Origin of the sequence: Providencia sp. PROV174, from assembly GCF_028480685.1 — a bacterium.
Lineage (GTDB): Bacteria > Pseudomonadota > Gammaproteobacteria > Enterobacterales > Enterobacteriaceae > Providencia > Providencia rettgeri.
This window is the reverse complement of sequence record NZ_JAMPOT010000008.1, coordinates 281,008-293,751: the sequence shown is the minus strand read 5'-3', so window position 1 is coordinate 293,751 and position 12,744 is coordinate 281,008. Positions and strand designations below refer to the sequence as shown.

Below are 12,744 nucleotides of genomic sequence, written 5' to 3'. Positions count from 1 at the left end.
CGTCATGAATAACTTAGGATTAAAAATCGGCATTCCATTACTTTTATATTCACAATTTGGTGTTGCAGAATTTAGGGCTGAATTTACTAACCAACTTGTTAATTCGAATAAAACACTTTATGTCTCACGCACATTACCAGTAGGTACTTTTATTGGCTCGGTTGATTTAGGAACCCATTCCCCTTGGGTGTGGTGGAATGTAACTGGTAATACAGAAGTGGGCATATATTTACCAAGCGGATCTGGGAATTCAAGGTACATTTCTGGTGTAGGTTATGTGAGAGAAGTGAATAGTTCAGGTGTTGGTTATGCTTTGCATGGAACAGTAATGAGCCCTTGCTCTGGTTCTGCATATGTTGATGGAGTAAATACGAAAGATGGAAATATTAGTAATAGGTTAATTTGTGGTTCTAATGCATCATCAGCAACATACACTGTAAAGTTAAGAGCAGATTTTTATAAAGTTGGTAATAATGTTAAAAGCCAAACGTTGCCAGCCACTAATGCTGCGATGTTAATTTTATTCCATAATGGCTTTATTACGTCAGATTTATATGGAAGAGTCGAACCCAAAGTGGCTATGGGACCAATTAATGTTATTTCGAGTGGTTGTGAAGTTAAAAATAAGTCAATAGATGTGCCGTTCGGTAAAGTCAGCAAATCGTCGTTTACAGGTGTTGGTTCAACGAGCCCCGAGAGCAAGAAAAATTTTCAAATTCAATTAGACTGTGACCCTATATCACCGATAAAAATTACGTTTATTGGATCCCAAGATGCAAGTCAAACACCAGGGACAATCGCACTCAATAATTTAGCCGATGAAAATACAGCGAAGGGCTATGCAATCCAAGTAAAATATAAAGGAGCACCAATTAAGCTTAATCAGCTAATGCCTATCGTTGAACAAAATAATGTAGGGCAATATAACATTCCATTGGAAGCTGCTTATATCCAAACTCAATCTACAACAACTGCCGGGAAAGCAAACGGTACGTTACAATTTAATCTACAATATCACTAAATTCTATTTGCTCTGTACATAACATGCAGAGCTTTACTATCTAGCTTTACTATCTAGCATTACTTCTTGTTTAACCATCATTTTGCACTTTATCTTAATTCATCACTAACCTGAAGTAAGTTATAGTTAGCTTTTATTGATGAATAGATTGAGGACGACTATGGCATTTGATCGTATGGATTGGCATTACGGTGGTGATTATCCATCAGACTTACCAAATGAGAATGGAGGCACCCATATTGGCTTTTATTTAACATGGATTATTCATAATAATTTAGTAGGAGAATTTCATACTGAAGAATCAGAGGAAGAACTCGCATTAGTTAAAGCCCGAAAACTGGATGGCCGTGAATTTTTGATGACAATGTGTGATGAAAAATTTATAGATGAAGATTTGAGTGATGAAGGTAATGCTTTTACTCAGTTTTACTATGCAGCGGAAGAGAAGGGCTATTTTGAAGATTACGAACGTGTCCTGAAAGGTGATTTACCAACAACTTACCATATAGAAAATTCATGGGAAAATTATGATAAAATTGCCCCTGTAATTAGCGAAGCATATACCAAATGGAAACAAGCTCAAGGTTAGATAGAGCACCAATATAAAAGAAAGCCCCCACCCATAGGCGAGGGCTAAAAGATTATTCGACTTCTAGAATACGACAAGTATTCGTGCTACCTACGGTGCCCATTAAGTCGCCCTGAGTGACAAGAACCACGTCACCACTCATTAAATAGCCGTTATCACGTAAACGCGTCACTGCTTCATTAGCAGCCGCAATACCATCTGTGTGGGTGCTACAGAAAACTGGGGTAACACCACGGTATAGAGAACATTGGTTGAGCGTTTTTTCATGACGAGACATTGCAAAAATAGGTAAGCCAGAACTGATACGAGACATCATACGAGCAGTACGACCAGATTCAGTCATTGCAATGATAGCTTTAACCCCTTTAAGGTGGTTAGCAGCATACATTGTTGACATAGCAATTGCTTCTTCTGGGCTGCTAAATTCTGCATCTAAACGGTGTTTAGATACATTCAGGCCAGGCATTTTTTCTGCACCAAAGCAAACTTGTGCCATTGCAGCTACCGTTTCTGCAGGGTACTGACCTGCGGCTGTTTCAGCGGAAAGCATAACGGCATCGGTACCATCCAACACCGCATTTGCAACGTCCATGACTTCGGCTCGTGTTGGCATTGGGTTAGTGATCATCGATTCCATCATTTGTGTTGCAGTGATAACAACGCGATTTAATTGACGTGAACGACGGATTAATTTTTTCTGAACAGCAACTAACTCAGGATCGCCAATTTCTACACCGAGGTCACCACGAGCAACCATGACGACATCAGAAGCGAGAATAACCTCATCCATAACTTCATCATTGGCAACGGCTTCAGCACGCTCGACTTTAGCAACAATTTGACATTCACAACCCGCATCACGAGCCAATCGGCGCGCATAATCTAAATCTTCACCAGAGCGAGGGAATGAAACGGCTAAATAGTCGACATTAATTTTGGCTGCGGTTTTTATATCTTCTTTGTCTTTGTCTGTTAATGCTTCAGCAGAAAGACCACCACCGAGTTTATTAATACCTTTATTGTTAGATAATTGGCCACCAACAGTAACTTCTGTAAAGACTTGTAATCCTTGGACTTCTCGGACTTTTAATTGAACACGCCCATCATCAAGAAGTAAAATATCGCCTGGAACGACATCGGCAGGTAAGCCTTTATAGTCGATACCCACTTTTTCTTGGCAACCTTCACCTTTACCTAAATTGGCATCAAGAATGAATTTATCACCAATATTGAGGAAAACTTTACCATCTTTAAACGTAGAAACACGAATTTTAGGGCCTTGTAAATCACCGAGGATCGCAACGTGACGTCCTAAACGAGCGGCAATCTCACGTACTTTATTAGCACGTAATAGATGGTCTTCTGGAGTTCCGTGGGAGAAGTTAAGGCGAACAACGTTGGCGCCAGCATTGATAATTTTTTCAAGATTATTATCGCGATCAGTAGCTGGACCAAGAGTTGTAACAATTTTAGTTCTTCTAAGCCGTCTAGACATGTATTACTCCGTTGACCTGTAATGGTGTTGATAAAAGAGTGAAACCATTTCACTCCATTTCGAAACCTGTTTACTGCAAATAGGGATGCTGACACGAGCACAGCTATTATATACAGCCAATTTCTTAATGCTATCAGGTCTGTAAAACTATTAAAGCCTGAAAAGCAAAGAAAAGCGTTTATCTTGTCAATTTATTGCCTTTAGATGCTATCAAACCGCGAATCCCGTAATGCTTCTTTGACGCGCTTCAAGTTATCTCTAAATTTTTCACCTCTTCTTAACGTAAAACCCGTTGTTAATACGTCAATTACTGCGAGCTGAGCCATTCTTGATACCATCGGCATATAGATATCTGTATCTTCAGGCACATCAATAATGATAGATAGGGAAGCGGCTTGGGATAGCGGAGAGTTTTCTGAGGTAATTGCTATGACGGTGGCATCGTTTTCCCGTGCTAAACGTGCCATGTCAACTAATGCCTTAGTTCTTCCCGTATGGGAAATGAGCACAATAACGTCCCCCTCAGCACTATTGATACAGCTCATACGTTGCATGACAATATCATCGAAGTATATGACAGGAATATTAAAGCGGAAAAATTTATTCATTGCGTCGTGGGCGACAGCAGCAGAGGCACCAAAGCCAAAAAAACTGATTTTTCGTGCTTGGGTTAATAAATCAACAGCACGGTTAATTGCACTAATATCGAGTGTATGTTTCACATTATCTAATCCGGCCATAGCCGATTCAAAAATTTTGTGAGTATAGGTATTTACTGTGTCAGTTTCTTCTATATGGCGATTGATGTAAGGGGTGCCATTGGCTAAGTTTTGCGCTAATCGTAGTTTAAAATCAGGGAATCCTTTCGTGCCCATTTTCCGACAAAAGCGGTTTACTGTTGGTTCGCTAACATCTGCTAATTGCGCTAGTGTGGCGATACTGAGATGAATGGCATTTTGTGGCATACCTAAAATAACGTCAGCCACCTTTTTTTCTGATTTACTTAAAAAATCGAGACTTGTTTTCATTTGTTCTAAAATATTCATATAGCAAAAGCGCCTATTTCATCGAAAGGAGAAATTTGTGAGTCATCACGTTATCCTATTGTTGATTTTTAATTTCTTGTCGTGATGCTGTAATAGAGAGTGAAAATATACTATGTATGATATGTAAGCTATCTGAATGCAGGTGATAATTAGCAGCTTTTTGTGAAACTTTGACCCGTATCTAATTTTCAGATTAGTAAACATCCTACATATTTTGTTATTTTTTTACGCAAGCTGTCTCCATTCAGTTAAATCGCATCTTTTTAATACACTAAAAATTATTCAGTGTGTAACATAAGAGTAAACAGGGAATATGTTGTTTTTTTCATCATAAAAACTGTGATCGGTATCATGAACATTTACTGGGCACTAGCAACAGGGTACATTAGCGGAATTAGGGCTAATTTTAACAAAATTACAATAAGGCCTATCCTAGTTAGGTCTTACATTCCGCAAATTGAGGAGAACCAATATGGCGGTACATAATGCTGCTCAAGCTTGTGACTTAATTATTTTTGGCACCAAGGGAGACCTCGCTCGTCGTAAGCTGCTGCCATCGCTTTATCAATTAGAGAAAGCGGGTTACATTCATCCAGACACGCGTATTATTGGCGTCGGTCGGGCTGAATGGAGTCAAGATGATTATGTCCACTTTGTCAAAGAAGCGTTAGATAAGTTCTTAAAAGAAGATCTCGATTCAGCATTGTGGGAAAAACTGAGCTCTCGCTTGGATTTTTGTAACTTAGACGTTAACCAGACTGAAAGTTTTGTGCGTTTAGCTGAAATGTTAAAACAAGATGCACAACCGGCTATCCATTACTTTGCCATGCCACCGAGTACCTTTGGTGCAATGTGCCAAGGGCTGGGTCATGCTAAATTAAATAAAAAGCCAAATCGTGTTGTCATGGAAAAACCACTGGGAACGGATTTAGCGTCGTCACAAGAAATTAATAATGAAGTGGCCAAGTATTTTGATGAAAGCCAAGTTTATCGTATTGACCACTATCTTGGTAAAGAAACCGTTTTAAACTTACTCGCATTACGTTTTGCAAACTCGTTATTTATCAATAACTGGGACAACCGCACTATCGATCATGTCCAGATCACGGTTGCAGAAGAAGTGGGAATCGAAGGTCGTTGGGGCTATTTCGATCAAGCTGGCCAAATGCGTGATATGGTGCAAAACCACTTATTGCAAATCTTAACGATGATTGCGATGTCACCACCGGCAGATTTAACCACAGACCGTATTCGTGATGAAAAAGTGAAAGTCTTACGTTCTTTACGTCGCATTGACCATACTAATGTGCGTGAAAAGGCAGTACGTGGGCAATATACCTCTGGTTTTGTTCAAGGCAAAAAAGTCCCAGGATATTTAGAGGAAGAAGGGGCGAACAAGCAAAGTATGACTGAGTCATTCGTTGCTTTGCGTGTTGATATTGATGACTGGCGTTGGGCGGGTGTGCCTTTCTATTTACGTACGGGGAAACGTCTACCGGCTAAATGTTCAGAAGTTGTGGTTTATTTTAAAAAGCCCGCGTTGAATATTTTCTCGGAAAGTTATCAAGATCTGCCTCAGAATAAACTAACCATTCGTTTGCAGCCAGACGAAGGGATTGATATTGAAATTATGAATAAGGCACCAGGCCTTGATCATAAACACCGTTTACAAACCACTAAATTGGATTTAAGTTTCTCCGAAACTTTCAACCAAACTCACCTTGCAGACGCTTATGAACGTTTATTGCTTGAAGCAATGCGTGGCATTCAAGCACTGTTTGTTCGTCGTGATGAAGTAGAAGAAGCATGGAAATTTGTTGACTCTATTATAGATGCATGGGCAATGGACAATGAAGCGCCTAAGCCATACCAAGCAGGGACTTGGGGGCCGATTGCATCTGTAGCAATGATTGCTCGTGATGGTCGTTCGTGGAATGAGTTTGAATAAAATTATCAATACTTGAAATATTAGACAGTGTATTGACTAAAATGGCGGGATTATCCCGCCATTTCTCTATGCTTCTTATATCGTGGTATTAAAGAATTAATTCACTACGCCCAGTAGCGGCCATGTGAATAATTGCTTGTTCGATACGTAAACACGCCATTTTAGCGGCATCAGGAACGGATAACCCAGCTAATAATTGTGCAGTGAGTTCTGCACCAAATAAATCCCCCGTTCCTTTTGGCGTGACAGGGTAACGTTTGTGGCGGATAACAGCCACGTTATCTTTGGTAACACAGACTACTTCGATATTATCATCATCAGGCTGGAAAGCACTTGTGATGATTACCCACTGGGTATTTCCTTTTAATAAGCTGCGGGCTGCAGCTGTCGCATCATCCAAATTATTAACTTGTCTGCCACTTAAGGTCATGAGCTCGAATTTGTTTGGAATAATGCCTGTTGCTAAAGGTATGACTTTATCACGGTAGACCTCGGCAATTTCAGGGGGAATATAAAAACCACTGTCCTCATCCCCCATGACTGGGTCAACAATAACCGGTAGTTCTGCTCGTTCTTTGCGGACGAGGGTTAACCAGTCAGCTAAGTCTTGAGCTTTTTCGGGGGAGCCTAGATAACCAGTCAAAATAGATCTTACAGAATCTAAACTACCACGTTCAACAAAACCGTTTAAATAACCACGAAACCACTCTCCAGGTAACTCCCCACCATAGCAAGTGGTATAATGAGGCGTATTACTCAGTATCACGGTAGGGACTGCCGCTACGCGTAAACCTTGTTTTGTCAACGCTGGAACGGCAATGCTATTCCCAACGCTGCCATAAATAACTTGCGATTGAATTGATACGACATCATAAGGTAATGGTGTTGCATCTGCGGCATTTTGGAAACTATTGGAGGTAAGGCTAAAGGTATTCATGGCTCTCTCTTCGGCATATTACAATCATATGGTTACTATAAGAAGCTTGTTCAATCAGGTTGTCAATGTTAAAAATCGAATAGCCTATTTTAGGTGTGATGAGAGTATAAAAAGTGGAATAAAGAGATTTTTTTATAAAATAATTCCAATGAAAAATTTATTGTTGTCGCTTGTTTATTCGTATAATTATTGATAGTTCAAGGGTTAATTAGCATATTAATGAATAGTTATGCATATTTCCATTCATTGCAAAAAATGTTTATATTCATTGACTTAATAAAATTGGCATGCTAAAAATAAGCTGAAATTAACTATCAACATGAGGGTTCGGAGTAAATTGGGTAGATGTCTACCTGATGAAAAGAATAAGATATCATGCTTAGCTCAACTAGCGGCAAGATCAGCAAGTCCCAAAAAAGAACGACACACAGGCTTTTCCTTTCAGCTATCCTTTCCAGTGAACACTACTGGTGTGGTGCATTATAGCGTCTCTCTCGATTATTCATTTCGCTGAATAAACTCAGCAACACGTTGTTATTTATTTGAATTTTCAACAACCACGCAATAGTAATTTATCTATTTGTTCTGTACAAAAAACAGGCTGTTACGTGGCTGTACATAGAGAGATATTATAATGATTTACTGGATATTTTTAGTATTAGCTATCGTTGCCGAGGTTATCGGTACATTATCAATGAAACATGCCAGCGTAAGTGGTGATTTCACCGGTATGGTGGTGATGTATGTCATGATAGCAACATCATACATTTTACTTGCCATTGCAGTTAAAAAAGTGGCATTAGGTGTCGCCTATGCACTCTGGGAAGGGATCGGTATTCTTTTTATCACAACATTTAGTGTCATGTGGTTTGGAGAATCACTATCACCGATGAAAATAGGTGGATTAGTATTACTGATCACTGGTATTGGGCTGATTAAATCAGGCACCAAAAAAGCCACCGTTCGTCAATCTGCGCAGAAAGTAAAACAAGTTACACAAAACGCGGTCAATGCAGCCAAAACAAATGCTTTGGTTGGGCGCGAAGCTAAGTCGGAGGCGTAATATGGCGAGTCATTTTGAATGGTGGCATGCTGCGTTTTTGGTCCTAGCAGTAATATTAGAAATCGCAGCCAACATTTTATTAAAAATGTCGAATGGATTTAAACGGTATTGGATAGGTATTCTCTCCCTAATTGCGGTACTCGGAGCCTTCAGTGCATTAGCGCAAGCGGTAAAAGGAATCGAGCTTTCAATTGCTTATGCGTTATGGGGAGCATTCGGTATTATCGCGACAGTAGCAGCAGGTTGGATTCTTTTCAATCAACGGCTAAATTATAAAGGTTGGGGGGGAATTGTGTTACTGTTGCTGGGAATGGTGCTTATTAAGATGTCATAATGCTCGTCATATTTTGCACTGTCACGTTGTTGGCTAGATTCTCAAAATATAACGGTTCAAAATAAAATGGGCGCTCATCATTGGCGTCCATTTTAATCAAAGCAAAAGCTGTCTAATCAATCAATTGCTGCAACAATCTTAATTTCAACTTTATATTCAGGCTTCATCAACAATGCTTGGACAGTACAACGGACAGGCGCACTTCCTGCAACAACCCAAGCATCCCATGCCTGGTTCATACCAGCAAAATCGGCTTTATCAGCAAGAAAAATGGTGGCATCAAGAATTTTACTTTTGTCTGAACCAACACGTTCAAGCATCACATCAATTGCCGCGAGCGTGTTTGCTGTTTGAGCAACAATATCAGCGTCAAGGTTTTCAGGCACACTGGTGTAGTAAATTACATTATTGTGAATAACAGCTTCAGACCAACGATTATCCGGGTCAATACGTTTGATAGTCATAATTATTCCTTATTATACATGTGGCTCAAGAATAACAGTTTGTTGGCTGGATGAAAATCAGTTGTTCAAGAGGACAATAATTACCTCAGCAGGGTTAATAAACTCATGGTAAAGTGTGCCCTCATTATTACTAATAAATAGGTCTTGTAGTGCACGACGATTTTTCTGCGGATGGCTTTTTAGCCAGAACAATTCCCGGTTTTCAGCCTCGAGAAGCACAAGTTACAATGTCGAACGCAGTCACTGAGTCGATTGAGCAACAGCATGTGCTGGTGGCGGAAGCAGGTACTGGAACAGGGAAAACTTATGCTTATTTAGTTCCTGCATTGCGTAGTGGAAAAAAAGTCATTGTTTCAACGGGGTCAAAAGCCTTACAAGATCAACTGTATCACCGGGATTTGCCGACAATTATTGATGCCATGAATTACACTGGGCGTACAGCCTTGTTAAAGGGGCGATCAAATTATTTATGCTTAGAGCGATTAGGCCAACAGTCCCTCGGTGGTGGTAGCCTTGAACCTGAAATATTGTCAGCAGTAGTGAGGCTACGCAGTTGGTCAATCGAATCTGAGTTAGGTGATACGAGTACCTGCCATGATATCGCTGAAGACAGCCCAGTTTGGCCGTTAGTGACGAGTACCAATGATAATTGTCTCGGTAGCGACTGCCCACGTTACCAAGACTGTTTTGTCTTAAAAGCGCGACGTAAAGCCTTAGAAGCGGATATTGTTGTTGTAAATCACCATTTATTTATGGCTGATAGAGTCGTGAAAGACACAGGTTTTGGTGAGCTAATTCCCCAAGCTGAAGTTATGATTTTTGATGAAGCACACCAAATTCCGGATATCGCCAGCCAATATTTTGGTCAGCAGCTTAGCAGTCGTCAACTGCTTGATCTTGCTCGCGATATGATTATGACCTATCGAACTGAGTTAAAAGACCAAGTGCAACTGCAAAAAAGTGCGGATAGGCTCACTCAAAGTACACTGGATTTCCGGCTCAATTTGGGGGAAAACAGCTTTCGTGGCAATTTACGTGATTTACTAAAACGCCCTGAAGTGCAAAGAGCATTGACATTACTTGATGATTCTCTTGAACTTTGTTACGAAGTGATCAAAACCACTTTAGGCCGATCACAGAGCCTAGATTCTATTTTTGAGCGCGTCACTATTTACCGAAATCGTTTGAATCGTTTAAAAGATGTGACGATAGCGGGTTACAGTTATTGGTTTGAAAGTTATGGTCGTCATTTTCTATTGGCGCTTACCCCCTTAACGGTTGCAGATAAATTCAGTGAAATGATTGCAAATACGCCAGCCAGTTGGGTCTTCACATCAGCAACTTTGTCGGTAAATGAAAAATTAAGTCACTTCACTGACCGTTTAGGTTTAGTCACAGCAAAAACGTTACTATTAGCCAGTCCATTTGATTACCAAAGCCAAACCTTATTATGTGTTCCGCGTTTTTTACCTGAACTCAATCAACGAGGTCTAGCGCAAAAATTGGCAACAATGCTACGGCCTATGATTGAAAAAAATCAGGGGCGCTGTTTCTTTTTATGTACATCGCATCTCATGATGCGTGAATTGGCAGAAGAGTTTAAATCGTCATTGACATTACCCGTCTTAATGCAAGGGGAAAGCAGTAAAAATAAACTGTTATCCCAATTCATCTCAGCAGGGAATGCCGTGTTAGTTGCTACCAGTAGTTTTTGGGAAGGGGTTGATGTGCGAGGTGATGAACTGACTTGTGTGATTATCGACAAACTTCCATTTACTGCTCCGGATGATCCGTTATTAAGAGCGCGTATCGAGGATTGTGAATTACGAGGCGGAGATCCTTTTTCTGATGTTCAATTACCAGATGCAGTGATTACTTTAAAACAAGGTGTCGGGCGGTTAATTCGCGATACCAGTGATTATGGGGTTATCGTTATTTGTGATAACCGTTTAGTAACGCGTCCTTATGGTGAAGTTTTTTTACGCAGCCTTCCGCCATCACCACGAACAAGAAGTATACAAAAAGCAATTGCATTTCTTGAAGATAAAAGGCAAGAAGCCAATAGAACAAGGTAAATCTTAGCTTGTTTTTCTGCTATTCCTACAGCCGTTTGTGCTAATATAAACGGCATCTTTTAATCAAAATCTATTTATTTGCCGGAGTTTAGGCATGTCGAGTCGTATTCTTGCTGTTGATACAGCAACAGAAGCCTGTTCAGTCGCACTTTGGTGTGAGGGTGATATTATTTCACGTTTTGCGATTTCTCCTCGCGAGCACACACAAAAAATTTTACCCATGGTAGAGGAAGTTCTTGCAGAAGCAGGAATGGGGTTGAACCAGCTAGATGCATTGGCTTTCGGGCGTGGCCCAGGCAGCTTTACGGGGGTTCGTATTGGTGTTGGTATCGCACAAGGGTTAGCATTAGGGGCCAATTTACCCATGATTGGCGTGTCCTCTTTGATGACTCTTGCCGAAGGCGCTTTTCGTATTTCGGAGCATGAGCAAGTGCTAGTGGCTATTGATGCACGGATGTCAGAAATCTATTGTGCCCAATATCAGCGAACATCCGAAGGCCTCTGGTTAGGTGAAGAAACCGAAGCTGTTCTACTTCCCGATGATTTTAAAAATAAATTTACTGGGCTCTCAGGGCTTTGGGGTTATGCAGGTACTGGATGGGAAGCGTATCCTTCATTGCTGAATGACTCAACCTCATTGGCTGGCAGTCATATTACGCTGCCTGATGCGCAAGATATGTTACCCATTGCTGCTCAATTATGGCAACAGGGAAAAGTGGTTGCCGTTGAAAACGTCGAACCTACTTACCTACGTAATGAAGTTACATGGAAAAAATTGCCTGGTCGTGAATAGTACGTAGGAAATTAATTGATTTTGCATTGGCTATACCCTGTGGTATAGCCAATTTTTTATAATAAACAGAAAATAAATCAAATATTGAATAATAAAAATACAAATCGAATCATTCAATAATTTAGGATATTATTAGGGTGTAATGAAATTTTTATGGCTGCTTTTAACATATCGTGTTTTGTTTGCTAAATGCTATTTAAAACTGTATTACCTGAATTTATAATATCGCTAATCGGAGGTGGTCTATGAACATTGAATTAAACTACCGTAATGCACTTAAAAGCCTTTTTGTTGCAAGCGTATTAGCACTGACAGGGTGTGTTTCGATACCCGCTTCAATTCAAGGTTCGGTACAAAACCCAACAGATAACTTAATTTCCGTACAAAATGCCCCTGAAATGTATATTGGTCAGGAAGCACGTTTTGGAGGGAAAGTCCTTGCAGTTGAAAATGAAGCTGTAAGAACACGGTTAGAAATTGCGGTGATGGCATTAAATAAATATGATGCCGCGCCAGAACTCAATGCCCCTTCTATTGGGCGTATTTATGCATACCTAAATGGTTTTCGTGAACCAAGTGATTTTACTAACCGTTATATCACTGTGGTGGGGAAAATCACTGGGGAGAAACAAGGGAAAGTAGGGCAAGTTCCTTATAAGTATGTCACGTTAGATGTGACAGGTTTCCAACGCTGGAATGTCGCTCAAAGTGTCATGCTTCCGCCGTCTGGTCCGTGGGGGTATGGTTATTATGGCGACCCGTATTTTTATAACCACCCATGGGGCTATGGTTATGGATACGGTTATCCTGGAGGCCCAGTCCCCGTACAAACGTATCTAACAGAATAATGATTATTTTTCTTTATTTGAAAGCCCTGCTTATAGTAGGGCTTTTTTGTTGGTATAGATAAATTATCTAAATATGTGCTAACAGATGAAAGTACGTAATAAAAACATTAACTAAAATTTAGTTCCAATAA

At 40.2% G+C, this 12,744-nt stretch carries 12 protein-coding genes; 8 read left to right on the top strand and 4 right to left on the bottom strand.

The window, feature by feature from the left end; genetic code table 11:
- Nucleotides 1-4: 4 nt before the first annotated feature.
- Both PSE60_RS07125 and PSE60_RS07120 read left to right on the top strand, forming a co-directional pair.
- Nucleotides 5-1,021 (top strand): fimbrial protein, encoded by a 1,017-nt coding sequence (locus tag PSE60_RS07125; protein ID WP_272664969.1) that lies wholly within the window; start codon nucleotides 5-7, stop codon nucleotides 1,019-1,021.
- A 160-nt stretch (nucleotides 1,022-1,181) separates the two neighbouring features.
- Complete coding sequence (locus tag PSE60_RS07120) at nucleotides 1,182-1,610, top strand: DUF7832 domain-containing protein (RefSeq protein ID WP_272664968.1); 429 nt, start codon at nucleotides 1,182-1,184, stop codon at nucleotides 1,608-1,610.
- A 52-nt stretch (nucleotides 1,611-1,662) separates the two neighbouring features.
- On the opposite strand, the gene pyk is transcribed toward PSE60_RS07120, so the two are convergent.
- Together pyk and PSE60_RS07110 are read right to left on the bottom strand one after the other, a co-directional pair.
- A complete protein-coding gene (gene pyk, locus PSE60_RS07115; RefSeq protein WP_109913282.1) occupies nucleotides 1,663-3,105 on the bottom strand; it encodes a pyruvate kinase in 1,443 nt (480 codons plus the stop codon).
- A gap of 200 nt (nucleotides 3,106-3,305) precedes the next feature.
- The gene (locus tag PSE60_RS07110) at nucleotides 3,306-4,151 is read right to left on the bottom strand and encodes a MurR/RpiR family transcriptional regulator (protein ID WP_210839284.1); all 846 of its coding nucleotides are present in this window, start codon (nucleotides 4,149-4,151) and stop codon (nucleotides 3,306-3,308) included.
- A gap of 472 nt (nucleotides 4,152-4,623) precedes the next feature.
- On the opposite strand from PSE60_RS07110, the gene zwf reads away from it, so the two are divergent.
- A complete protein-coding gene (gene zwf, locus PSE60_RS07105) occupies nucleotides 4,624-6,099 on the top strand; it encodes a glucose-6-phosphate dehydrogenase (protein ID WP_004910705.1) in 1,476 nt (491 codons plus the stop codon).
- Nucleotides 6,100-6,187: 88 nt separating this feature from the next.
- Here the strand turns inward: zwf and pdxK are convergent, their stop codons facing one another.
- A complete protein-coding gene (gene pdxK / locus PSE60_RS07100) occupies nucleotides 6,188-7,036 on the bottom strand; it encodes a pyridoxine/pyridoxal/pyridoxamine kinase (RefSeq protein WP_272664966.1) in 849 nt (282 codons plus the stop codon).
- 634 nt (nucleotides 7,037-7,670) lie between these two features.
- Here pdxK and mdtJ point away from each other — a divergent pair.
- Both mdtJ and mdtI read left to right on the top strand, forming a co-directional pair.
- The gene (gene mdtJ / locus PSE60_RS07095; protein WP_004910709.1) at nucleotides 7,671-8,099 is read left to right on the top strand and encodes a multidrug/spermidine efflux SMR transporter subunit MdtJ; all 429 of its coding nucleotides are present in this window, start codon (nucleotides 7,671-7,673) and stop codon (nucleotides 8,097-8,099) included.
- Between the two features lies 1 nt (nucleotide 8,100).
- The gene (gene mdtI / locus PSE60_RS07090) at nucleotides 8,101-8,433 is read left to right on the top strand and encodes a multidrug/spermidine efflux SMR transporter subunit MdtI (protein WP_112307026.1); all 333 of its coding nucleotides are present in this window, start codon (nucleotides 8,101-8,103) and stop codon (nucleotides 8,431-8,433) included.
- 116 nt (nucleotides 8,434-8,549) lie between these two features.
- Here mdtI and PSE60_RS07085 read toward each other — a convergent pair whose 3' ends face one another.
- Entirely contained in the window at nucleotides 8,550-8,897 is a 348-nt protein-coding gene (locus tag PSE60_RS07085; protein ID WP_004254978.1) for a RidA family protein, read from the bottom strand.
- Nucleotides 8,898-9,046: 149 nt separating this feature from the next.
- Between PSE60_RS07085 and PSE60_RS07080 the strand changes: the two genes are divergently transcribed.
- The 3 genes from PSE60_RS07080 to PSE60_RS07070 all read left to right on the top strand — a co-directional run bounded on the left by PSE60_RS07080 (nucleotide 9,047) and on the right by PSE60_RS07070 (nucleotide 12,613).
- Entirely contained in the window at nucleotides 9,047-10,972 is a 1,926-nt protein-coding gene (locus PSE60_RS07080; RefSeq protein ID WP_272664965.1) for an ATP-dependent DNA helicase, read from the top strand.
- Nucleotides 10,973-11,066: 94 nt separating this feature from the next.
- Nucleotides 11,067-11,765, top strand: coding sequence for a tRNA (adenosine(37)-N6)-threonylcarbamoyltransferase complex dimerization subunit type 1 TsaB (gene tsaB / locus PSE60_RS07075; RefSeq protein WP_272664964.1), 699 nt, complete (start codon nucleotides 11,067-11,069; stop codon nucleotides 11,763-11,765).
- A 245-nt stretch (nucleotides 11,766-12,010) separates the two neighbouring features.
- Nucleotides 12,011-12,613: a Slp family lipoprotein gene (locus tag PSE60_RS07070; RefSeq protein ID WP_210839221.1), complete on the top strand. Its 603-nt coding sequence runs from the start codon at nucleotides 12,011-12,013 to the stop codon at nucleotides 12,611-12,613.
- Nucleotides 12,614-12,744 lie beyond the last annotated feature (131 nt).